This window comes from Streptomyces sp. NPDC059248, from assembly GCF_042753905.1.
Classification (GTDB): Bacteria; Actinomycetota; Actinomycetes; order Streptomycetales; family Streptomycetaceae; genus Streptomyces.
The window spans coordinates 43809-65939 of sequence record NZ_JBHYZV010000030.1; the positions used below are offsets into that span (position 1 = coordinate 43809).

Consider the following 22131-nt stretch of genomic DNA (forward strand, 5'->3'; position numbering starts at 1 on the left):
TGCCGGTCGTGGCAGCCCGTGGGCACGCGACGGCCCGGGGCGGTCGGACGCCGGACGCTGCCGTTCGGCGGGCGAATCGGCGCTCAGTGGCCGTCGAAGCGAGGACGGCCCTCCCGGGTCAGACGGTGAACTCCTCGGCGGGCAGCATCACTCCATCGAAGTTCGTCAGCACGGAGACGTATCCGTAGTGCACATCTGTCGTGGGGAAACTGGTGAGGCTCCAGGGCGCGTCGACCACTCCGGGGCCGCACGGCAGATGCCCATAGCCGGTCGGCATGGCTATGGGCATCAGCTGGAGAGCGCTGAAGCTGACCGGCACGGTGGTACCGGCCGGTTCGGTACAGGTGTAGATCCCGCCGATGGTGAGGGTCCCGAGGATCGAGGGGTGCTCCGCGGGGTCGGCGTACGCCGACTGCACATCCATCGACTTGACCGACCGCGGCTGGGCGGCGGCACCGGGAGCGGTGATGCCCAGGACGATCAGTGCGGCGGCGAGTGCCGCCGCCCAGCGGCATCTTAAGGTCAGGCTCATGGCATTCCCCTGATGAGTGCGGGCCGGTGTTCGGCCGTGTGGTTGAGGACGTCCAGATCTACTCGTACCCGGCGGCGGCCGGCAGTCGCACGGCACGGCGCGTGGGGGCAGAGCCTGGTCGACAGCTGGATCGCCGATCTCGACGAGGCCGTGGGGGTCCTACCGCCTTCGGCAAAAAGGGGCTTGCTGGAGGCATGCACCCGGGCGGTGAGGCTCTCCGCCGGAGCCGGTGGTGCTGGTGGGCGGGGCCTGGCCGGGTGTCAGCGCTCCCCGATGCGGAGGGCCCGAAGGACCTCTCGGGTGGCGTTCCCGATGGGCCGAAGGGTCGCCCGGATCGCCCGGCCGACCGGCGGGCGTACGTGATTCCAGAACGGGACGAGCACGGCGCGCCACAGCCACGCCGACGGGCGCGCGATCAGGAAGTTGAACACCACGGTCGACACGCCCCACGCGAACCAGAGCGCCCCGATCAGTGCGAACGCGACCGGCGCCAGCACATAGCGGCACAGCAGTGCGCCAGGTCTGATCAAGAGGTTTCGTATCAGGAACACGAACGGTGGCCGCCGCAGCCGCTCCACGACCCAGGCGATCGCGTTGCCGATCGGCACCAGCACATAGCGGGTGACGAACTTGAGGACCGGGCGCAGGAACCAGTCCCACAGCAGGATCTTCAGACCCTGGAGCATCGGGCGCAGGAACCAGGTCCAGCAGAGGATCCGGATCCCCTTGCCGATCGGCTTGAGCAGTTCCCACAGCAACCGCAGCGGGACCACGACGATCACCGCGATGATCATGGCAGGCCAGCGGATCACCGCGTACAGGCGGCCTTCATCCGGCGCGGCCCGGCCGGGCCGGTGCTCGGTTGCGTTCACCCGTCCAGGTTAGTGTCCCCGCGTTCGCGGGCGAAGGAGAGCCGACCGCCGCGCACTCGGAGCCCGACAGCGCCACCATCTGGAGCGCCGGACCGGCCGGTTCGCCGCCCGCGCCCGGCTCCGGTCCCGGCCTGGCCTGGCCGCCGCCGCCACCACCGAGCACGACGGGCGTCTGGAACCCTCGACGGCACCGGAGTCACGCGTGCGTCACTCGCCCATGGCCGTCGTGCCCGGCAGGCCTGCGGTGCGGTGGTGGCTTCGGCGTGCGGGGCAGCAGGGCGGTGCCCGGCGAGGCCACGGGGATTACTCCTTCCGGGCCGGCCCTCCGCACGCGCGGTGCCGGTCCGTGCCCGCGGGGCGCCGCGCGGTCGCCGCCGCCGTGCGTGCCCGTGCGGCTCTTCCGGCCGCCGTGCCCTCGTCGTACACCGGCACACCGCCCACCAGGGTCAGCCGTACCCGGGTGCCGCTGATCTCCGGCACCGGTACCCGGGTGACGTCCCGGTCCAGGAGGACGAGATCGGCGGCGCGGCCCGGGGTGAGGGTTCCGGTGCGATGGTCCGCCCGGAGCTGACGGGCGGTGCCGGCGGTGTGCATGCGCAGTGCGGATGTCCGGCTGATTGCTTCGCGTTCGGGGTGGAGCGGCCCGTCGGAGTCGGCCCCTTCCCGGTCGATCGCGGTACGGATCTGGTTCCAGACGCCGAGCGGGTCGACGGGCCAGTCGGAGCCGCCAGCAAGGAGCGCGCCGTGGCGTTCCAGGCTCCGGGCGGGGAAGAGTCGGCGGTGCCGCCGGGGGCCGATGTACGGCAGGAGTGCGTCCACCGTCCAGGTGTCCCGCATCGCCCACTGGAGCTGCATCGAGGCCACCACGCCGAGGCGGGCGAAGCGCCGGACGTCGGTGGGGTGGACGAGCTGGAGGTGGGTGATGGTGTGCCGGTTGTCGCGCCGCCCGCCCGCGCGCAGAGCGGCCTCGTATCCGTCGAGGGCGACGCGGACGGCCCGGTCGCCGATCGCGTGGGCGTGGATCTGCCAGCCCTCGGTATCGAGGAGTACCGCGAGCCGCGCGAAGTCGGCCGGATCCAACTGGAGTTGCCCGCGATGATCCGTGGGCCGTCCCTTGCCGTCGAGGTACGGCTCCAGGAGGGCGGCGGTCCGGGCGGGATACTCCATCACACCGTCCACGAACACCTTCGCCGTTCGCAGGTCGAGCCCGGGGACGTCCGCGTACCGCTTGCGGGTGGCGCGCAGCCAGGCCAGACCCTTCTGCGGCTCCCGGATCTCGTGGGCGTCGAGCCGGAGCGCGGCGGCGACGCGCTGCGGGAGCCGTCCGGTGCGGGCGAGTTCGGCGTAGACGTCGAGGTGCCACTCGTCGGCGGATGCGTCCATGAACGCCGTGACCCCTTGGGCGGCGGCCTGTTCAAGGGCCCGTGCGGTCGCCTCGACCACCTTCTCGAACGGGTGATCCGGCAGGAGCCGGTGCACCAGCCCCTGGGCTTCCTCTTTCAGCAGTCCGGTCGCCGCTCCGTCGGCGTCCCGCTCGATCTGCCCACCGGGCGGATCGGGGGTGGTGGCGGTGATCCCGGCGAGTTCGAGGGCCCGCCGGTTGACCCAGGAGTTGTGCCCGTCCGTGCCCATGAGCACGATGGGCCGCCTGGTGGGCAACGCGTCGAGGAGCCGGTGGTGCGGCAAGGTTCCGGCGGGCAGCAGACCGACCGGGTCCCAGTCGGACACGACCAGCCAGCCGTCCGGCGCGCTCCCGTACGCCGGGTCGGCGAGGAAGCCCCGCAGGAGCTCCTGCAACCGCGGAACGGTCAACTCCAGATACTCCAGACTCGGGTTGAGAGTCGCGGCACCGGCGGCGACCGGATGGGCGTGCCCGTCCACGATCCCGCTCATGACGGTCCCCCGCCGCGCGTCGACCACCTCGGTGTCCCGCCCGGCGTACCGGCGCATCGCGCCGTCGGAGCCGGTCGCCAGTACCCGCCCGTCCCGCCCCACCGCGACCGCGTCCCTCACTCCCGCCCCGCGTACACCCGTGAACACCCGCGCGTTGTGGATCACGAGCGCGGCCGAACGCCGCCCCGGGACGGCCCTTCCCGTGTGCGCCGGACCGGCGGCAGGGGTCGCATGGGCGACGTCGGGTACGAAAGCGGCAATTCCGCCAGCCCCTGCGGAGAGGACGACACGGCGTCGGGAAGGGTTGTGTTCCATGTCTCCATCGTGGGCATCCGACTCCACGCCTCGCGAATCATTTTCCCGCGCGACATCGTGCTGACCGATCCCGAAGGCGACGAGTTCTGCCTGTCTCCGGCGGACCGATGAGCGCCGGGGCCGTTCACGTCCGAGAAGATCTCCACATGTCCGGAGTGTTCACGGGTCCGACGCCGGCCACCCGGTGGTCCGGTCGGCCCTTCCCGGGATACTGGGCGCCCATGGATGAGGTCACAGTCGTCGTCGCCCATTCGGAGCGCGCGACCCTGCGCGTCGGTGACGTGTTCTTGAAGGTGGACGCCGATCAGACGCGTATCGACGTCGAGGTCGAGGCGATGTCCCTCGCGCCGGTCCCGACCCCGGCCGTCCTGTGGCGCAAGCCGCCCGTACTCGCGATCGCCGCCCTCCCGGGGACGACGCTCGGGCGCCTCGGCGGGACTTCGACCGGGTCGTCGGCGGCATGGGCCGCGGCGGGCGCCGCCATCCGGAAGCTGCACAAAGCGCCCCTGCCGCCCTGGTCGGGCCGGGCCGGGCGGAGCAGCGACGCGCTGGCGGCGGAACTCGACGACGAGTGCGAGTCGCTCGTGAGGAACGGCGTACTGCCCGCCGGCCTCGTCACCCGCAACCGTCGGGTCGCCGAGGCCGCGCTCCGGCCGTGGACTCCGGCGTTCACGCACGGCGACCTGCAGATCGCGCACGTCCTGGTCGACGGCGACGAGGTCACCGGCATCATCGACTGGTCGGAGGCGGGGCAGGGTGATGCCCTGTACGACCTCGCCACCTTCACGCTCGGACACGAGGAGCACCTTGACGACGTCATCGCCGGGTACGGCACCGACGTCGACCTCGATGTGATCCACGCGTGGTGGTCGCTGCGAAGCCTGCTGGCGATTCGCTGGCTGATGGAGCACGGCTTCGACCCCTTCGCACCGGGCTGCGAGGTCGACATGCTGAGATCCCGGATGTGAGGCTGCGCAGACACCACTGCCACCCATGCCACGGGGGACCTCGCCCGAACGTCCGACGACGCCAGGGCTCGCGGGAAGACGACCGCCCGGCCCGGCCCGGGGCGGCCCGGGGCGGCTCGGTGACGCGGTGACGCGGTGACGCGGTGACGCGCGGGGACGTCCGAAGCGTCCCCGGCGCTGCCGGTCCGGCCCATTCGTGAGGGCCCGCACGATCGTGGAGTCCACCCTCATCCGTTTCCGTTTCCACCCCGACCCGTCCACGCGCCGCCGCCGGCAGACGCCCCTCGATCAGCACCCACCCGGCACACCATCGGGTCTCGGACGAGACGCGAACTCCTCATTGTTGCGGCCGTCAATCAACATCCGGCGTTGCGTCCGGGTTCATGTCTCATACACGAGAGGCCTCGAAGCTTTGTCCCGGCCCGTGTCGAACCGTGACCGGGTGTGAAGCAGGCAAATCTCTGGAGGTCACTGATGGTCAAGCGTCGCGAGCTGCTCGGGATGGTCGGCGCGACCGTCGGGGCGGGAGTGCTGGCCATGGGCACGGCCGAGGCCGCACCGCAGGACGGGCGGAAGCACCACAGGCCCTCGCACCGAACGCTCAAGGTCATGCAGTTCAATATCTGGCTCGGCGGCAGCCGGGTGCCGGGCGGCCGGGCGGGTATCGCCGACACCGTCGCCGCGGTCAAGCCGGACGTGGTGATGCTCAGCGAGTCGAACCCGGAACGGGTGGCCCATCTCCTGTCCGATCTCGCCGAGCGCGGGCTGACCTACTTCGACAACGAGAACCCGTCCGATCCCGCGGTGATCTCGCGCTACCCGATCATCGAGCACGCGTCCTTCCCGTACTGGTCGAAGGCGGTCGTCTCGGTCGACGGCACCGAGGTCGCGGCTTACTCCGGGCATCTGGAGTACCGGTACTACGTCAACTACCTGCCGCGCGGCTACGGCGGCGGCACCCCGTCGCCCCTGGAGACCTCCGAGTACGGCTGGGGCGAGATCCCGACCGGGCCGATCACCGATACCGGTCTGATCGCGCGGCTCAACGCGGCCTCGGGACGTACCAAGGTGACCAGGACGGTGCTCGCGGACGCCGCGAAGGAGCGGGCCAGGGGTCGGCTGACACTACTGGCCGGGGACTTCAACGAGCCCTCTCACCGGGACTGGGGCCACCGGACCCGGAACCTGTTCGACCACAACGGCGCCGTCGTCAAGTGGTCGACGACGAAGGCGATCGAGGACGCCGGTTTCCGCGACAGCTATCGCGTGATCCACCCGGACCCCGTCCGCAGGCCGGGCTTCACCTGGCCGAGCGACAACCCGGGCGCCGACGTCGGTCAGCTCACCTGGGCGCCGAAGGCCGATGAACGGGACCGGATCGACTTCGTCTTCTACCACCCCGATCGGCGGATCCGGCTGCTCGACAGCGTGATCGTCGGGCCGTCCAGCACCATCGTCCGCAACAAGCGGGTGAAGGAGTCGGGCAGGGACGAGTTCTGGGAGCCCACCTGGACCTGGCCGACCGACCACAAGGCCGTACTCAGCACCTTCCGGGTGGCCACCCGCTGAGCGGACTCGTCTCCCGTGGGCGGCCGCGGCCCCGGGCCGCGGCCGCACCGGCCCCGCCCGATCAGCCGTCGGCGCGATCGTCGCGGTGCGCGGAGAGCGGGTTGAACGAGCAGGTCGCAGCGGTCGGCCCGGAGCGCAGAACCAACACAGGGGAATGCAGGCGCATCACCCTAGACACAGAAGGGGAACTGCGCTTCGGGCTCGCCGTCGAAGCAATGGATCGCGTGCCGACGCATCCGCGGGCCGTAGATCCGGTGGTCGATCAGCGACGAGTAGGCCGAGAAGCCGAGACCGAGCAGGCCTGCGGTATCCGCCGCGTAGACGTCGAACCCCGGATACATCAGGCCCGCATAAGGAAGGTCGTCGAAGTCGAGCGCCAAGACCGGGTATTCACCTGTTTGGTCGGTTTCGGTGACGGCAAGGAAGCGACGTGAGTCCGACCCGCCGGGCAGCAGGAAGCACTCCGGGAATCGTTCGTCGAAGAGGGCGAATTCCGCGGCCCACGGCTCGCCGAACTCGTCGCCCACCAGTTCGGAGAGCGAGCGGGGGGCGAAGTCGCCGTCCGGGGTGAACCAGCCGTAGCGGTCGAACAGGCTGGTGTCGTACGCCAGCCAGGCCCGCAGGCTCGGGGAGAGCGGCCGGCCCGACGGGAACCGGGCCTCGGCCAGTCGGGCGGACGGCAAGGGCGACGGTATGCCATCGGTGACCCATGGCACCTGCTGGTGCTCCAGGGCGGAGGCACCCGGGTCCCGCCGAACCGCTTCGATGGCGCGCTCCGTCAGTGCGACGCCGTGCAGGGCGGCGCCCTCAGCTCCGTCAGTCAGCATGCGCGGCACTGTAGTGGCCGGTACTGACAACGGTTAGCGGTCGGACCGTCGCAGGACGGTCGAGGATCAGATCCAACGCGCCTTGGACGACCTTGATACGGGTGCGGTCATTGCTGCTGGCGACCAAGGGGTACGGCGGTCGACCGCCACACGGAAGGCGAGCGCCCGCTCAGGGGGAGCACTGCTCTTGGCCGGGTTGGTTGGTTCCGTCCTGGAGGAGCGCGGACCAGGGCAGGTCCCTGACGCGGCGGCAGAGGGACTCGGCGACGGCGTCGGGGTCCAGGGTGTAGGTGCGGGACGCCCTGTGCGGGGTGGAGACCCGGAGGTGTGAGCCGTCGGCGGTGAACGCGAGTGCCAGTACGGGGCCGTCCGCGGGCGGCAGTGGCACGCTCCGGTTCTTGACGGTGTCCCAGAGCTGTATCTTTCCGTGGCCGTCACCGACGGCGAGGGTCGCGCCGTTCGGGGAGAACGCGAGCGCGACGGGCCGCTCGGCCCGGCTGCCGGGCGCGGGCGGTTTCCCGGGAGCCAGGACCGCGAGGTTCCGCTCGCCGAAGTCGCCCCACAGGGTGACCCGGCCGCCGGCGTCTGCCATCGCCATGAGGTCGCCCCGCTGGGAGAAGGCCACGGAGACGGCCCGTCCCTCGCCGCGCATGACGGCCGGTGAGCCGCCCTCATCGACCGTGGACACCATCCGGCGCCGGTCGGTGATGAACCTGCCGCTGTCCCCCGACGCGGCCAGGATCCTGCCGTGGTGGCTCTCGCGAGCGCTGGACCAGCCGTAGCCGTGCCATGTGTCGTGGTGGTCGGCCGACGCGAAGGCCGTTTGCCCGGGTGTCGACGTGGACACCCCGAGGGTGTCCACGGATGTTCCGGAGGTGGAGAAGGCCATCCCGGTGACCCCGGGCCGGGGCGGCAGGACGTAATCGGCCGGGTTCCGCTCCTCCACCCAGCTCCGGTCGGGGGGCCTGGGGAAGTGGGCTCCCAGGTCGTGGACGACGACCCGGCCGGAGGCGTCCAGCCGGGCGAAGACCTCTCCCGAGGGATGCAGGGCCATCAGGGGACGGCAGGGCGCGGTGCACTCTCCGGCCTGAGGGATGCCCTGCCGCAGCCGTCCCTCGCCGTCGCGGATCTCGTACGCGCGTGAGCGCGCGGTGGCCAGGACCTCCGCGCCCTGGCTGAAGACGGCGGCCGAGAGCGGGGTGTCCTCCCAGTCCCGGGGATCCGTGGTGTTCACACCGATGGTCCGCACGGTGAGGGCCGGCGCCTCTCCCTCGCGGAAGCGGACGGCGCTCTCCGCCATGTCCAGCCGCAGATCGGAGCGGGTGACGCCGCTCATGGGCAAGCGCAGAACGGGCGAGTCCGGCACTGCCGTACGCCAGATCTGGAGGGTGGTGGCGGTGAGTGTGGCGAGGTGTGCTCCGTCGGCGCCGAAGGCCAGTTGCGGCAGACCGTCCGTCACGATCCGGGGGCGTTCCCGGCCGGTGCGGACCTCGATCGTACGGACGCCCGACGGCGTGGCGAAGGCGAGAGCCCGGCCGTCGGGGGTGAAACGGAACTCCCCCGCGCCGCAGCCGCCGCCGACGCGGTCCGTCCACGGCGCGTCCAGGTTCCGGCGGGTTTCGATGTCCCAGACCCGGAGCGGGCCGTCGGCCGCGCAGTACGCCAGCAGCCGGGCGCCGGAGGAGACCTGGACATGGCCGGCCGGGGGCCGGGTGTCGCCGGTGTCGAGGAGTTCCCGGCCTGTGGTCGTGTCCCAGACCTGGAGCGGGCCACCTGGGGCCTGCGCGGCGAGTACCTCGCCCGCCGGGGCGAACCAGCCGCGCGCCCCGCTCGTGCTCGGCCCGAACACGGGCCCGGTGAACGTGCCCGATGACACGTCCCACATCCGGATACCGTGGTCGGTTCCGAGCGCGAGGGCACGGTGGTGGGGAGCGATGGCGACCAGCCGCTTCAGCTTCCTGCCGAGGCCGGCCCCGGACCGGTCCGAGGCCAGTCGTCCCAGCCCCCGGGTGTCGCTGCTTCCGGGGCTCAGGGTGAGCAGACTGCGGCCGTCCCCGCTGAGGTCCTGGCGCAGTGCGGACGGGTCCCCGCTCCCGGCGTTCTCGGCGTTCTCAGTGTTCTCGGTGTTTGCGGTTTCGAGCCGGTACACGGCCGAGTCCGGTTGTGCCGCCGCCGCGAACAGCGCCTCCCGGGTCTCCGGGATGTCCGCCTTCCGCCATGCGGTGACGCTGAGCCAGAGGGCGTATCCCGGATCCGATTCCCGCAGGTTGTTCGCGGCCTCGGCGAGCTGCCGGGCCTCGGCCTGCACCGCGCGGCGGTCGTTGGCACGGCTCTCCTTCCAGACACCGAGCCCGGCGATCGTGGCGAGGCAGAGCAGGACCGAGAGGGTCGCGGTGAGGGCACGCAGTCGCCGGGTGGTCAGGACCGCGGCCCGCAGCGCGTCGTCGTGGGCGCGGAACGATGCGGCGAGGAAGTCCCGTTCCCGCGGGGTGAGAACGGCCTCGGCGTCGAGCGGTACGGGCGCGGCGGCGGCGCGGAGAGGGGCCCGGACCAGGCCGGCGCGGGTTCTGCGGGCGGCCAGCAGCCGGGAGTGACGGACACTCCTCGCGACGCGGCGCCCGATTCTCCGCCCGGCGGTGGGCGTCACGGGATCCTCCAGCGGCGTACCGAAAGCCTCCCGGACGGCCGCGAGTTGCGCGCCCCGGTACAGCGCGCCCTCGTCCCGGCCGAGTCCGTCCCAGGTCCGGGCCGCGTCGGTGAGCCCGCGGTGCAGGCGGAGCCGGTCGCGGTCCCGCTCGATCCAGCCGCGCAGCCGGGGCCAGCCCCGGATCAGTGCCTCGTGGGCCAGGTCGACCGCGCCGTCGTCGACCGTGAGCAGCCGGGCCCGTACCAGCCGTTCGAGGACCCGTTCCGACTCGGGCGCGTTGAGCAGTTCGCCGCGCCCGGCCGTGCGGCTGGTGTCCTCGGTGGCGTCCCCCGGGGATATCAGCCGTAACAGCAGTTCGCGGCCGGCCCGTGCCTCGTCTTCGGTGAAGGCGCTGAAGATCTCCTCGGCGGTGTGGGCGATGGCGCCCTGGATCCCGCCGATCGCCTCGTACGCGGCCGCGGTGAGGGTCCGTCCGCGCCGGCGGCGCCAGGTCTCCAGGAGGGCGTGGGACATCAGGGGCAGCCCGCCCGGCTCGTCGGCGACGTCCGCGACGATCCGGGCGGTGAGGGCCCGTTCCACGATCAGCCGCGCCGCCGCGGCGGGGCCGACGACGGCGGCCCTGAGCTGCTCGGGTGTCATCGGTCCGACGAGCAGGACCGACTCCTTGAGCGCGGCGGCGAGTGCGGGATGCTCGGCGCACCGCCCGGAGAAGTCGGCGCGTACGGCGATGACGACCCGGCAGCCGGAACCGGTCAGCAGTTCCATGAACGCGTTCCGTTCGGCGCGGTCCCGGCAGAGGGTGAAGACCTCCTCGAATTGATCGACGAGCAGCAGCGCGCCGCTTGTCATCAGGGTCCGGTGGGTTCGGGCGGGGGTGGGCCCGGGGGTGAGGATCCGGATCACGGACGGGGCCGTTCCGTCCTCCCCCGCGGCGTCCGTGGCGCCCGTCGTCGACGCGGCCCGCCTGAGCGCCGGGACCAGCCCCGCCCGCAGCAACGAGGACTTCCCGCTGCCGGAGGCGCCGACCAGCGCGGCGACGGGGTGGCGCCGGGTCAGCTCCAGCAGATCTGCGACGAGGTCGTCACGGCCGAAGAAGTGGTCGCTGTCGTCCGTTCCGTAGCGGGCGAGCCCGGGGTACGGGGCCGTGGTGCCGTCCTCGACCGCCACCACGGGTTCGTCGGCGAGGGCCCGCTGCCAGCGCCGGCGCCATTCCTCGAGGTCACCGCCGCAGGCGGCGACATAGGCGAGGGCGACGGGGAGCGAAGGGAGGCGCTCCCCCGACGCGGCCCCGGAGAGGGAGGGCGCGGAGTAGGGGGAGCCTTCCGCCATCGCCCGGTAGGTGGGCGAGCCCACCGACCGCCGCAGGGCGCGCAACTCGTGCGCGAAGGACTCCACCGGTCCGTCGGCAGGGTTCAGCGGCTTCTCCCGGCGTCCCATCCCCGTGCTCCGTCCACTTCGCCCCTGTACGGCGTCCGGACCGTCCTGGCCCCCGAGCCGCCGCCCGTCCCCGGACCGCCGATCCGTTCCCGGGGCGGTCCCCGGGAGCGTATGCCAATTGATGGGTGTGGGGTGGGGGACCTGTTTATCAATACCGCCGCCGGTGGACTCGCCGCATGATCGACACCGCGACCATGCCCGTCCCACCGCCCCGTTCCCCGCGTTCCCCGCATACGCCGCCGCGGACGGGGAGGCGTTCCGTTCCCACCGCCCGTACGCCGTGGCAGGTCTGGCTGCCGCCCGCCGCGCTGGCGCTGCTGCTGGGGATATGGGGTCTGGAGCGCGAGCAGACGCTGTGGAGCGACGAGGCGGTCACCTACGACATGGCCACCCGCTCCCTGCCGGAGATCTGGCGGACCCTCGGCACCGCGGACGCCGTCCACGGTCTCCACTACCTGGTGACGCACGTAGTGTTCGCCGTCTGGGAGCCGGGGCTCGTGCCGCTGCGGGCGCCGTCCGTGCTGGCGACGGCCGCGTCCGCCGCCCTGGTGGCCCGGATCGGGCTGCGGCTCGCGGGACCGCGGGCGGGCGCGCTGTCCGGCCTGGCGCTGGCGCTGCTGCCCGTCGTCCAGCGGTACGCGCAGGAGGGGCGTTCGTACGCGCTGGTCTCGGCGCTGGTCGCCTGGGCCACCCTGCTGCTCCTGGAGCGGAGGTGGCGGGCCTACGCGGCGGTGCTGCTGGTCGCCTGTCTGCTGCACGAGTTCGCCGTGCTGGTGCTGTTCGCACACGGGGCGACGCTGTGGCTCGGCCGTCCCCGGGGGACGGTCCGGCCGCCGCGCGGATGGTCGCGTGCCGCGTCGGCGGTCGTGGTGGGTCTGCTGCCACTCGCGCTGTTCTCGATGACGCAGTCGGCGCAGGTGGCGTGGATCGAGCCGCCGGGCGCGCCCGTGCTCACGCGCTTCGCGTTGCTGGTGCTCGTGGGGATGGTCTGTGCCGTACTCCCGGGTGGGTCCCGGACGAGGGCGCTCGCGCTCCCGCTGCTCGTCCTCCCGCCGGGGCTGCTGATCGCGGTGTCCTTCGCGCACCCGCTCCACTCCGAGCGCTATGTCCTCTTCCACGCCATCGGGCTCGCTCTGCTGCTGGGTGCCGTCCTCGACCACTACTGGTCACCGCTGATCGCGGCGGGCGCGACGACGGCCGTCCTGCTGTATCTCACGGTCACGGGGCCGGGGCTGCGTTCCCCGGAGGGCCGCTCCGACAACGCCATGGCGGTGACGGAGGCCGTCGAGCGGCTGGCCCGGCCCGGGGACGGGGTGCTGTTCCTCACCGGGCAGCGGCGGATATGGACGCTGGCACCCGGCGGCGACTCGCACGGGCTGCCCGATCTCTCCCTGGCTCGCTCACCGCGTACCTCGTACACCTTGTACGGGACCGAGGCCGCGCCCGCCGTCGTCCGGCAACGGCTGCTGAGCCATCCGGGCCGGGTGCTGGCGATCGGTGACCGCACCGGGGGGCGACAGGGCGGAACGCCTTCGGACGCGGTGAAGCGTGACGTCCTCGACCGTCACTATCGACTCGTGGCGGAGCGTACGGTGGGCCCCGAACGCATCGCGGTGTACGCACGGGTCGACCACACCGCCGCGGGCCGTCCGGCGCCGGAGCGCCCGGCACCGGAGTAGGCGGGGACTCCCACGGGGCCCCGATCGAGCGGGAGTTGACCCCTCTGGCACAATCCCCGGGTATCGACCGTACGGGGGAATGGTGTCGCGACAGCTCTGGGGCATGAGCCTGCGGTCCTGGTTGATCCTCGCGGTCTTCACCGCGACTCTCCTGACGCTGGTCGGGCTGCCCGCCCTGACCGAGCGGTCCGAGCGGTCCGACCGTTCCGGCCGCGCCGGTTCCGCGCCCGAGTACACGCCCGCCGCACCGCGTCCCGACCGGAAGCTCGCGGGCGGTATGACGGCCAGGCTGTCGCGGTGCGGTATGCAGGGGGATGTCCGTCCCGCGGTGCGGGGTGCCGGGGAGCGGGAAGGGGACCCCGCGCTGACCGTTCTGACGTGGGTGACGCACGACCCCGACCCCGAGGACGCCGACGCCGCCGCCGCCGAGAACGGTGAAGGCGTCGCACTGACGGTGTACGCGGCGCTCCGCGCCGGGGAGCGGCCCCTGCGGATGGCGGCCCCGCTCTTCGCCGGCAGGGGCACCGTGGATGTCGTCTCGCCGTTCGGGGCGGGTGTCAGCGCCTCGGCCGGCGGGCTGGACGCGACGGTCGTCGAGGAGGGGCCGGACGCGCGAACGGCCGAGCCGCCGGTCTCCGGAGTGCACCGGATAGCTCCGGGCAAGCGCCTGTTGCTGAAGGTGGATGTCCCCGCCCAGGCCATGTGTCCCGGCCTCAACCCCCTCGACGTGATCGCCTGCTCGTCCGACGCGGGCGACGCCCCCGACGACGCCTGCCCGGCACTCACCCTCACGTTCCAGGACCCTGCCGTACGTGCCTACCGTGCGGAGGGCAACGCCCGGCCGCCGGGAGTGTTCAGCGACCGCCTGGTCGGGGTCATGCCGAACCAGGCCGAAGCCGGCTCGCGGGCCTAGGTTTTTCTGTCCTGGGTCTTTCCTGCCCCCGGCGAAGGCCCCGGCCGTCGGACGGGCCAGGACGACAGACGTTCATGACAGGTGCATGGCATAGCGAGCCCGTCGGGCATATATTCGATGCGCCGGAAGGGCGGCAACTCGGTTGCGCAATAGGCGAGTTCATGGCGTCGCCCGTTTCCCCGCGCCTCGGTTCCGAGGGGAACCGAGTAGCCCTGAGTGAAGGGATGGCCATGCCACACCCCATATGGCTGAAGGCGGTCGGTACCGCAGCGGCGCTCACCCTGGCCGTCGCGCCCACGGCGAACGCCGTGTCCGGGCCCGAGCCGACCGGCCCGGCGACCGCCGCGGCGAGCACGGCGGCGCCGGTGACGCTCTACTACGACGACAGCCGGGCCGTCGGGTGGGAGGCGGCGATCGCGGCCGGAGTAGCGATCTGGAACGCGAACGTCGACAACGTCAAGCTGGTCGAGGCCGGATCCGGCACCAGAGCCGAGATCCAGATCATCGCGACCAGCGGCTGGCCGCAGGCCACCCTGGGCCCCGTCCGCCCCGGTGGGCGAAGCCGGGTCGAACTCGGCAGTCAGGCGGTCGCCCAGGGCTATGACAAGATCCGCATCGCCGCTCACGAGATCGGTCACAACCTGGGCCTCCCGGACACCAAACCGGGCCCCTGCTCCCAGCTGATGTCCGGCTCGAGCCCAGGACCCGGCTGCCGCAACGCCCTCCCGAACGCCACCGAGCAGGCCCGCGTGGAATCCGCCTACGCCAACCGCACCGCCTCACCCGCCCCGGCCGGGGCCGGCCGCGTCGTGGTCGACGCGCCCTGACCAGAGGGCTCGCGTCGGCCCGAGGCGTCCGGTGGGGCCGGGCCGCACTCGGCTGCCGGCCGCCACGCCGCGTCCGGGCGCCGGGCTCGTTCGCGCCCGGCGTCCGCCCGGGAAGGTGGAGCGGGTGCCGGGCACGCCGGCTCGGGACGCGTCGCTCAACGAGGCGACCGGGTGTCGATCGGTACGACGAGGGGGGTGCCGGTCTCGGGGTCGGGGATCACCGTGTTGGGGAGTCCGAACACCTCGTCGACGAGGCCGGCCGTGACGGTGTCGCCCGGCGGTCCCGCCGCGACGATCCGGCCGTCCTTCATGGCGACGATATGCGAGGCGTAACGGGCGGCCTGGTTGAGGTCGTGCAGCACCGCGACAATGGTGCGGCCCTGTTCGTTGAGGTCGTGGAGCAGGTTGAGTACGTCGATCTGGTGGGCGATGTCGAGGTAGGTGGTGGGCTCGTCGAGCAGGATGAGCGGGGTCTCCTGCGCCAGGACCATGGCGATCCAGACGCGTTGCCGCTGGCCGCCCGACAGCTCCTCCACCCGTCGTGACGCCAGCTCCACGACGCCCGTCGCCGCGAGCGCGTCGTTCACGGCCCGCTCGTCGGCCCGTGACCACTGGCGCAGGGCGCGCTGGTAGGCGTACCGCCCCCGTGATACGAGTTCGGCGACGGTGATCCCCTCGGGGGCGACGGCGGTCTGGGGCAGCAGTCCGAGCTGCCGCGCGGCCGCCTTGGGCTGGTAGGAGGCGAGGTCCTTACCGTCGAGAATCACGGTTCCGGCCGTGGGCGGAAGCAGCCCGGCCAGGGCGCGCAGCAGGGTGGACTTGCCGCAGGCGTTCGGGCCGATGATCACGGTGAAGGAGCCCGGCGGCACGACGAGGTCCAGCTCCTCGACGATGACTCGGCTGCCGTAGCCCAGGGTGAGGGCTTCGGCGCGAAGCCTGCCGGGGGTGCCGGGCACGGGTGTCACGGGGACGGGTGTCACGGGGACGGATGAGGAGTGCGTCGTCATGGGCGTTTTCCGGCTTGGTTGATGAGGAGCCAGACGAGGTAGCCGCCGCCGAGGACGATGGTGACCACTCCGACCGGCACGGTCAGCGGGATGACGTGCTGCGCGACGAGGTCGGCTCCCAGCAGAAGCGCTCCGCCGACCACTCCCGTGACACCGAACGGGATTCCGGGTGTTCCGGCGAGTCTGCGGGCGATCTGCGGTGCGGCCAGGGCGATGAACGCGATCGGCCCGGTCACCGCCGTCACGACGCTCACCAGCGCCACGCCGACGGCGACGGCCAACGGCCGGGCGCGGCGCACCCGGACACCGGTCGCCCGTGCCGCGTCGTCGCCGAGGTCCATCTGCCGCAGCGCGGGCGTGAGGACCGGGAGGCACGCCAGCAGGAGGAGCACACAGACGCCCGCGGGGATCACGGTCGTGGTGGTGACGCTGTTGAGCGTTCCGGCCCCCCACGCGGAGGCGAACAGGGCGGTGTCCACGTCGACGCGCAGCAGCATCCAGGTGTTGACCGAGGCGAGCATGGCGGACACCCCGATGCCCACCACGATGAACCGGAAGCCCTGGAGCCCGTCGCGGTAGGCGAGCAGGTAGACGGCGAGCGCCGCCAGCAATCCGCCGATCAGGGATCCCGCCGTCAGCAGGGGCCAGCTCCCGCCGAGCATCAGCAGCGCGACGAGCATTCCGGTGAAGGATCCGTTGGCGAGTCCGACGATGTCGGGGCTGGCGAGCGGATTGCGGGTCACGGCCTGGAAGACGGCTCCCGCGACGGCGAGGGCGGCCCCGAACAGGACGGCGCCGGCCGCGCGGGGGAGCCGCCATTCGAGGACGACGGTACGCGCGAACCCGTCGGTGCGGCCCGTGAAGACGCCCAGGACCTCGCGGGCGGTGAGCGGGAAGTCCCCGAGGGCGAGAGCCGTGACGGTGCCGGCGACGATCACGGCGGCGCCGAGGAGGGCGACGACGAGGGGCCGTACACCGAGCACGATGTTCAGCCGGTCGGATCCGACCGCCACCCGGCGCCGGCCGGCGGTGAGTACGGTGCCGTGCGGTCGCGGGGCTTCGGCGCGGGGTGCCGCTGTGCCGTTCACAGGCCGCTCGTCCGCGGGCGTCGTACGAGGGCGATCAGAACCGGCGCTCCGACGAAGGCGGTGACGACCCCGGCGGGCATCTCACTCGGGAGTACCGCGATCCGGCCGAGGACGTCGGCCACCAGGACGAGGGCCGGGGCGACGAGCAGCGATCCGACGATGATGCTCCGCTGGTTCGTCCCCACGACCCACCGGACGACATGCGGAATCATCAGGCCCACGAACAGGATCGGTCCGGCCACCGCGGTGGCGCCACCCGCGAGCAGGGTCACCGCGACCAGGACGGCGAGGCGGATCCGGCGCACATCGACCCCTTGGGCCAGCGCCACGTCGTTGCCCAGGGCGAGGGAGTTGAGGCCGGGGGCCGCCAGAACGGCGATCAGCACCCCGACGACCAGCAGCGGAAGTACGGGGAGCAGGACGTCGTAGCCGCGTTCCAGCAGGCTGCCGGCGCTCCAGCCGCGCATCCGGTCGAAGGAGTCCGGGTGGGTCAGGACCACACCGGTGGTGAGGCCGGAGAAGACCGCTCCGACCGCGACACCGGTGACCGTCAGCCGGATCGGCCCTCCGCCGTCCGGGCCCGCCGAGCCGATCGCGTAGACCAAGGCCGTCAGGACGAGGGCGCCGGCGCAGGACAGCCATACGTAGCCGAACGGGCTTGTGATCCCGAGGAACGTCATACCGCAGGCGACGGCGAACGCCGCGCCCGCGTTGACGCCGAGGATTCCGGGGTCGGCGAGCGGATTGCGGGTGAACGCCTGGATGAGGGCGCCCGCGACGCCCAGTGCCGCGCCGACGACGAGCCCGGCGATCGTCCGCGGTACTCGCTGTTCCCAGACGACGAAACGGGACTCGTCGCTCCCGTGGCCCCGCAGGGTGTCCAGCACGGTCGCCGGGGAGAGCGGATTCGCGCCGACGAGCAGGGACGCGATGACCGCGACGGCGAGTACGGCCACCGCGAGGCCCGCCCGCAGGAGGGGCGGGCGCGCGGCGGCGGGCCGGGGTTCGGGGACGGACGGCGCGGGGCCGTCCGTCTTCCGGATGGATATCAGGACCACAGTCGCTCGATCGTTCCGTTCGTCGGCGGCGATGCGCCGATTACTTCGCGGCCGAGAGGATGCGGTCGAGATCGTCGAGGACCGCCATCCCGCCGCGCGGGCCGACACCGGAGATCCAGAACGACTGGTCGACGACGTGCGGCTTCGGGAAGACCTTCGCGTTGCCGCGGATCGACTCGGGAACGGCGTCACCGGCCTTCACGTCGGCGGCGGTCACCAGCACCAGGTCGGCCTTCGCCTGGGCGACGCGCTCGGGCGAGATGTCCACCGAGATATCGCCGGCCCAGTCCCGTGCGGGGGTGGTGAACCCGGCGCATTCGAGGGTGCTGCCGGCGAAGGACGTCGGACCGTACAGGCTCAGGACTCCGTCGCGGGGGCGGATGAGCTGGGCGGTCCTCCCCTTCGTCCGATGGGCGGCGGCGACCTCGTCGCACCGCTTCTCGTACGTCCCGAGCAGGGCGGTGGCGCCCTTCTCGTTCCCCAGGGCGCGGGCGACCAGCTGCACGTTCTCGGTCCACGGGTCGGTCTGCGCGGCCATGAAGACCGTCGGCGCGATGGACGAGAGGCGCTGGTAGAGGGCGGAGTGCCGGGACTCGGTACCGAGGATGAGGTCCGGGTCGAGCGCGGCGATCTTCTCGATGCTCGGTTCGGCGACCGTTCCCACCGGCTTGATCCCCGCGGCCTTCTCGCCCAGGTAGGCGGGGACGCCGGCCTTCTCGTTGAAGAGCGCGGCGCCGACGGGGACCGTGTCGAGGGCGATCGCGGTGTCCAGCTGGACGGGTTCCAGGACCACGACGCGCTTCGGCTGGTGGGGAACCTTCGCCGTGCCCCGGGCATGCTTGATCTCGTGTGTGCCGGAGGCGGCGTTGCCGGAGGCGGCCTTGCCCGACCCTCCCCCTTCTCCGGAACATCCGGTGAGGACCAGCGCCGCGACGACGGGCAGGGCCATCGCCGTCAGAAAGCGCCGGGGGGTGCCAAAGGGTCTCAGCGGACTCATGGGATGGTTCCGTTCACGAGAGTGCGACTGCCTCACGGAAGTTAGCTTAGGTTTACCTAATTCGGCAAGATCCGGTTCCGCATTCCGGGACGTATCCGGATGCGGGGAGCCTCACGACCGCACCCGGTCGTGCCAGTAACCTTGGGCGTGTACGCGGCCGGGAGCGACGCCCGCGGCACGCAACCGGTCCCGCAGCCCGGCGACCCGGGTGCTCTCCGTCGCCAGCCAGGCGTAGAACCCCTCGCCCAGCGCCGCGGCTTCGGTGCCCCGCTCCTCGATCCAGGCGTCGACCGCGGTCGGCAGCGCCGCGGCCGTGCCGTCGACCCGCCGGAGGACCGTCGCCTCATGGCCCGTGAGGGACTCCCCCATCACCACCAGGTCGGCCTCGTCCCCCACTTCGAGGACGGCCCAGACGTGCGTCGAGGGCCCGAGCGCGGACAGGATGTTGCGGATCGCGGGGAACGCCGTCTCGTCCCCCACCAGCAGAACGCGGCCCGCCGGCCCGGGATTCCACTGGATTCCGTACGCGGGATCATCGCGACGGACATCGGGGCCGGACAGCAGGACCCGCTCGCCCTCGCGCGCGGAGGCCGCCCAGCCGCTCGCCGGGCCGGGGCGGGCGTGTACATAGACATCCAGATCGACCTCGCGCGCCGTTGGCCGTATCCCGCTCGGGGTGTAGCTGCGCATCACGGGCCGCTCCGCCTCGGGCAACGCCCGCCACCGCGCCCGCCACCGCGCCTCGGGGACGACCTCGCCGTCGGAGTCGAAGGCCGCCGGGTAGCCGTCGTCCCCCGGGACGAGAAGCTTCACCCGCTGATCGAGGCCGTACGGGGCGAAGAGGTCCAGACTCGGGCCGCTCAAGGTGATCCGGACGAAGCCCGGGGACAGCCGGCGCACGGCGCGCACCCGGGTGTCGAAGAGGGCGTTGGGAGAGCTGTGGAACGGGGACATCGGGAACGTACTCCAGCCTCGGACGAAGAACAGGGCGAACGGTCGGGCGTCCGGGGTACGGCGTCCGGGACACGGCGTCCGCGCCAACGGATCCGCCCGCGGGGCCCGCCCCGGGCCGCCCACGGGGCCGCCGCGACATCGTCGTCCGGGCGGGCGGAAGGATCGTGCCACGGCGTCGATGGTTCATCAACCGGGTCCGGGCACGACGGTTCCTCCGTGGGCGGCGGTCACCACCTCGACGTCCGCGCGCCTTTGACGACGCACGGGGTGGGCGCGCGTGGTCAGTCCGCCGGCGGTGCGTCGCGGGGGACGTGGATGGCCAGGACGGCGGTGTCGTCGTCCACGCCGGTGCCGAAGGTGTCGAGCAGGTCGCGCACCGCGTCGACGGTCGCCGACGCGGTGGTGGGGGCGAGGACACGGCCGAAGTCGAGGAGGGCTTCGTCTCCGTAGCGGCCATCGGCGTCGGTGGCGGTGTGGGCTTCGGTGAGACCGTCGGTGTGCAGCAGCAGGGTGTCACCGGGGGCGAGGTGGACGGTGGTGGTGGCGATATGGACGTCGGGCAGGACCCCGATGAGCTGTCCGCCGGGGGTCGGCAGGTAGTGAGCGGTGCCGTCCGCGCGCATCAGCAGGGCCGGGGGATGGCCGCCGCTGGCCAGGGTGATCTGGAAGCCGCCCCGGTCGGGGGCGGGGGTGAGCAGGCCGAAGACGACGGTGCAGAACCGGGGGTCGGTGCCGTTGTACTCGTGGTTGAGTACCGTGTTCAGGTTGTCGAGGACGGCCGCCGGGTCGGGGTCGTAGACCGCGGCGGCGCGCAGGGTGTAGCGGGCCAGGGATGTGACGGCCGCGGCTGCGGCGCCCTTGCCGCACACATCGCCCAGGAACAGGCCCCAGGTACCGGCGGCGAGCGGGAACAGGTCGTAGAAGTCGCCGCCGACCTCGTCGGCGGACGCGATGTGGTAGTACGCGGAGACGTCCAGGCCCGGGACATTCGCCAGGGTCGGCGGCAGGAGGGTCTTCTGCAGGGTGGCGTTGAGGCGCTGGAGCCGGTCGCGTTCCTGGTCGGCTTCCTTGCGGGCGCGCAGCAGCTCCCTTTCGTAGGAGCGGCGCTCGCGGGCGTCGAAGAGGGTCGTGCGGATCAGCAGCGGCTGTCCGTCGCGGCCCTTCTTCACCGTCGAGGTGACCATCACCGGCAGGCGGGTGCCGTCGGCGGCCTTGAGTTCCAGGGCGATTCCGCCGATGTCGCCCCGCATCATCAGCAGCGGGGCGAAGTGGGTTTCGTGGTAGATCCGGCCGCCGACGGTCAGCAGGTCGGAGAAGTGTCTGCGGCCCACCAGGTCGGCGCGCTCGTAGCCGAGCCACTCCAGCAGGGTGGCGTTGACTTTCGCGATCCGGCCGTCCAGCAGGGTGGACAGGTACCCGCAGGGCGCGTGTTCGTACAGGTCCTCGGCGTTGTCCTCCAGCAACGAGGAGATCTGTGCCTGCTCGTCCTCCCGCTCGCCCGCCCGCTCGCGCTGTTCGTGCGGGCTGTCCTCGTCGTCGGCCACGCATGTCATCCGGCTGTTCCGGCGAACTCGGCGAAGTCGGCGAAGTCGGCGATGGCCGCGGCGGTCTCCTCCGGGGCGGCGAGCTGAGGACAGTGGCCCGTCGCGTTCAGGGTGATCAGCCGGCTGCCGGGGATCCGCGCGTGCACGAAGGCGCCGACCTCGGGCGGGGCGATCGCGTCGTGGGAGCACTGGGCGACCAGGGTGGGAACGCCCACCGCCGCGAGGTCGTCGCGGTTGTCGGACAGGAACGTCACCCGGGCGAAGACCCGGGCGATCTCCGGATCCGTACGGCAGAAGCTGTCGGCCAGCTCCTCCCCCAGCTCCGGCCGCTCCGGATTGCCCATGATCACCGGCGCCATGGCGCCCGACCAGCCCAGATAGTTCGCGTCCAGTGACTCCAGCAGTTCATCGACGTCCCCGGCGCTGAACCCGCCCCGGTAACCGGTGTCCGGGTCGTCGATGAAACAGGGGGACGGCGCGAGCAGCACAAGACCGGCGAACGCCTCGGGCTCCCGCGCGGCAGCCAGCACGCCCATCATCGCGCTCACCGAATGCCCGACAAAGGTGACCGGGCCCAGCGCCAGCTCCCGGCACACCTCCAGTACGTCGTCGGCGTAGGCGTCCAGCGACGCGTACCGTTCCCGGCTCCACGCCGACAGCTCCGACCTTCCCGACCCCACATGGTCGAAGAGGACGACGGTGAAGTCCCGCTCCAGCGCGGGAACCACCAGACGCCACAGGTTCTGGTCGCATCCGAAGCCGTGTGCGAGCATCACTACCGGCCCTCCGGACCGGCCGGTCACCGTCACATGGTTTCTGCTGCGCACATCCATAAGGATTATCCTCCCAGACCCCTGCGGGAGCAGGTCGACAAGGACTCACGGCCGGTACACACGGGCCGGCGCCGCGGGTCGACGGCTCGGGCCCCGTCGGCCCGGGCGGACCCACCCCGGGCGCCGATTCCCCGCCCCGGCAGACCCGGAGGTGCCCGAATCGGGGGTCTC

At 72.2% G+C, this 22131-nt stretch carries 18 protein-coding genes; 6 read left to right on the plus strand and 12 right to left on the minus strand.

Annotated elements, in window-relative coordinates:
• Positions 1–118 precede the first annotated feature (118 nt).
• The 3 genes from ACFXG1_RS15380 to ACFXG1_RS15390 all read right to left on the minus strand — a co-directional run bounded on the left by ACFXG1_RS15380 (position 119) and on the right by ACFXG1_RS15390 (position 3462).
• Entirely contained in the window at positions 119–532 is a 414-nt protein-coding gene (locus ACFXG1_RS15380; protein ID WP_384742789.1) for a hypothetical protein, read from the minus strand.
• Between the two features lie 260 nt (positions 533–792).
• Positions 793–1404, minus strand: a complete 612-nt coding sequence (locus ACFXG1_RS15385) for a hypothetical protein (RefSeq protein ID WP_384742792.1) — start codon at positions 1402–1404, stop codon at positions 793–795.
• A 303-nt stretch (positions 1405–1707) separates the two neighbouring features.
• Positions 1708–3462: an amidohydrolase gene (locus tag ACFXG1_RS15390; protein WP_384742795.1), complete on the minus strand. Its 1755-nt coding sequence runs from the start codon at positions 3460–3462 to the stop codon at positions 1708–1710.
• A 66-nt stretch (positions 3463–3528) separates the two neighbouring features.
• Between ACFXG1_RS15390 and ACFXG1_RS15395 the strand changes: the two genes are divergently transcribed.
• The 3 genes from ACFXG1_RS15395 to ACFXG1_RS15405 all read left to right on the plus strand — a co-directional run bounded on the left by ACFXG1_RS15395 (position 3529) and on the right by ACFXG1_RS15405 (position 6149).
• Positions 3529–3723 (plus strand): hypothetical protein, encoded by a 195-nt coding sequence (locus ACFXG1_RS15395; RefSeq protein WP_384718263.1) that lies wholly within the window; start codon positions 3529–3531, stop codon positions 3721–3723.
• 110 nt (positions 3724–3833) lie between these two features.
• Entirely contained in the window at positions 3834–4580 is a 747-nt protein-coding gene (locus tag ACFXG1_RS15400; protein ID WP_384742798.1) for a phosphotransferase family protein, read from the plus strand.
• Positions 4581–5054: 474 nt separating this feature from the next.
• Positions 5055–6149: an endonuclease/exonuclease/phosphatase family protein gene (locus tag ACFXG1_RS15405; protein ID WP_384742801.1), complete on the plus strand. Its 1095-nt coding sequence runs from the start codon at positions 5055–5057 to the stop codon at positions 6147–6149.
• Between the two features lie 170 nt (positions 6150–6319).
• Here ACFXG1_RS15405 and ACFXG1_RS15410 read toward each other — a convergent pair whose 3' ends face one another.
• Together ACFXG1_RS15410 and ACFXG1_RS15415 are read right to left on the minus strand one after the other, a co-directional pair.
• Positions 6320–6976 carry a hypothetical protein gene (locus tag ACFXG1_RS15410; RefSeq protein ID WP_384720282.1) on the minus strand — a complete coding sequence of 219 codons (657 nt, stop codon included), beginning with the start codon at positions 6974–6976 and terminating at the stop codon, positions 6320–6322.
• 169 nt (positions 6977–7145) lie between these two features.
• Positions 7146–11060: a hypothetical protein gene (locus ACFXG1_RS15415; protein ID WP_384742806.1), complete on the minus strand. Its 3915-nt coding sequence runs from the start codon at positions 11058–11060 to the stop codon at positions 7146–7148.
• A 176-nt stretch (positions 11061–11236) separates the two neighbouring features.
• Here ACFXG1_RS15415 and ACFXG1_RS15420 point away from each other — a divergent pair, with 176 nt between their 5' ends.
• From ACFXG1_RS15420 to ACFXG1_RS15430, 3 genes are all read left to right on the plus strand, one after another.
• Positions 11237–12739, plus strand: coding sequence for a hypothetical protein (locus ACFXG1_RS15420; protein WP_384721166.1), 1503 nt, complete (start codon positions 11237–11239; stop codon positions 12737–12739).
• Positions 12740–12818: 79 nt separating this feature from the next.
• Positions 12819–13652 (plus strand): hypothetical protein, encoded by an 834-nt coding sequence (locus ACFXG1_RS15425; RefSeq protein WP_384742809.1) that lies wholly within the window; start codon positions 12819–12821, stop codon positions 13650–13652.
• Between the two features lie 230 nt (positions 13653–13882).
• Complete coding sequence (locus ACFXG1_RS15430; RefSeq protein ID WP_384716429.1) at positions 13883–14479, plus strand: snapalysin family zinc-dependent metalloprotease; 597 nt, start codon at positions 13883–13885, stop codon at positions 14477–14479.
• A gap of 155 nt (positions 14480–14634) precedes the next feature.
• Here ACFXG1_RS15430 and ACFXG1_RS15435 read toward each other — a convergent pair whose 3' ends face one another.
• The 7 genes from ACFXG1_RS15435 to ACFXG1_RS15465 all read right to left on the minus strand — a co-directional run bounded on the left by ACFXG1_RS15435 (position 14635) and on the right by ACFXG1_RS15465 (position 21960).
• Positions 14635–15486: an ABC transporter ATP-binding protein gene (locus ACFXG1_RS15435; protein ID WP_384716432.1), complete on the minus strand. Its 852-nt coding sequence runs from the start codon at positions 15484–15486 to the stop codon at positions 14635–14637.
• Positions 15483–16574 (minus strand): FecCD family ABC transporter permease, encoded by a 1092-nt coding sequence (locus tag ACFXG1_RS15440; protein ID WP_384742814.1) that lies wholly within the window; start codon positions 16572–16574, stop codon positions 15483–15485. Before ACFXG1_RS15440 ends, ACFXG1_RS15435 begins: the two co-directional genes overlap by 4 nt.
• Positions 16571–17632: a FecCD family ABC transporter permease gene (locus tag ACFXG1_RS15445; protein WP_384742817.1), complete on the minus strand. Its 1062-nt coding sequence runs from the start codon at positions 17630–17632 to the stop codon at positions 16571–16573. The genes ACFXG1_RS15440 and ACFXG1_RS15445 overlap by 4 nt, the downstream gene beginning before the upstream one ends.
• A 40-nt stretch (positions 17633–17672) precedes the next feature.
• Positions 17673–18629 carry an ABC transporter substrate-binding protein gene (locus ACFXG1_RS15450; RefSeq protein WP_384716445.1) on the minus strand — a complete coding sequence of 319 codons (957 nt, stop codon included), beginning with the start codon at positions 18627–18629 and terminating at the stop codon, positions 17673–17675.
• Positions 18630–18740: 111 nt separating this feature from the next.
• Entirely contained in the window at positions 18741–19583 is an 843-nt protein-coding gene (locus ACFXG1_RS15455; protein ID WP_384716448.1) for a siderophore-interacting protein, read from the minus strand.
• Positions 19584–19864: 281 nt separating this feature from the next.
• The gene (locus ACFXG1_RS15460) at positions 19865–21136 is read right to left on the minus strand and encodes a PP2C family protein-serine/threonine phosphatase (RefSeq protein ID WP_384742820.1); all 1272 of its coding nucleotides are present in this window, start codon (positions 21134–21136) and stop codon (positions 19865–19867) included.
• The gene (locus ACFXG1_RS15465; protein WP_384720329.1) at positions 21133–21960 is read right to left on the minus strand and encodes an alpha/beta fold hydrolase; all 828 of its coding nucleotides are present in this window, start codon (positions 21958–21960) and stop codon (positions 21133–21135) included. The genes ACFXG1_RS15460 and ACFXG1_RS15465 overlap by 4 nt, the downstream gene beginning before the upstream one ends.
• Between the last annotated feature and the right edge of the window lie 171 nt (positions 21961–22131).

Bases quoted from the DNA above. Each gene is read 5' to 3' on its own strand.
- ACFXG1_RS15455 (WP_384716448.1), bottom strand. From the start codon at position 19,583: ATGTCCCCGTTCCACAGCTCTCCCAACGCCCTCTTCGACACCCGGGTG.
- ACFXG1_RS15425 (WP_384742809.1), top strand. From the start codon at position 12,819: ATGGTGTCGCGACAGCTCTGGGGCATGAGCCTGCGGTCCTGGTTGATC.
- ACFXG1_RS15435 (WP_384716432.1), bottom strand. From the start codon at position 15,486: ATGACGACGCACTCCTCATCCGTCCCCGTGACACCCGTCCCCGTGACA.
- ACFXG1_RS15380 (WP_384742789.1), bottom strand. From the start codon at position 532: ATGAGCCTGACCTTAAGATGCCGCTGGGCGGCGGCACTCGCCGCCGCA.
- ACFXG1_RS15430 (WP_384716429.1), top strand. From the start codon at position 13,883: ATGCCACACCCCATATGGCTGAAGGCGGTCGGTACCGCAGCGGCGCTC.
- ACFXG1_RS15460 (WP_384742820.1), bottom strand. From the start codon at position 21,136: ATGACATGCGTGGCCGACGACGAGGACAGCCCGCACGAACAGCGCGAG.
- ACFXG1_RS15420 (WP_384721166.1), top strand. From the start codon at position 11,237: ATGATCGACACCGCGACCATGCCCGTCCCACCGCCCCGTTCCCCGCGT.
- ACFXG1_RS15415 (WP_384742806.1), bottom strand. From the start codon at position 11,060: ATGGGACGCCGGGAGAAGCCGCTGAACCCTGCCGACGGACCGGTGGAG.
- ACFXG1_RS15410 (WP_384720282.1), bottom strand. From the start codon at position 6,976: ATGCTGACTGACGGAGCTGAGGGCGCCGCCCTGCACGGCGTCGCACTG.
- ACFXG1_RS15450 (WP_384716445.1), bottom strand. From the start codon at position 18,629: ATGAGTCCGCTGAGACCCTTTGGCACCCCCCGGCGCTTTCTGACGGCG.
- ACFXG1_RS15465 (WP_384720329.1), bottom strand. From the start codon at position 21,960: ATGGATGTGCGCAGCAGAAACCATGTGACGGTGACCGGCCGGTCCGGA.
- ACFXG1_RS15395 (WP_384718263.1), top strand. From the start codon at position 3,529: ATGGGCGACGTCGGGTACGAAAGCGGCAATTCCGCCAGCCCCTGCGGA.
- ACFXG1_RS15400 (WP_384742798.1), top strand. From the start codon at position 3,834: ATGGATGAGGTCACAGTCGTCGTCGCCCATTCGGAGCGCGCGACCCTG.
- ACFXG1_RS15405 (WP_384742801.1), top strand. From the start codon at position 5,055: ATGGTCAAGCGTCGCGAGCTGCTCGGGATGGTCGGCGCGACCGTCGGG.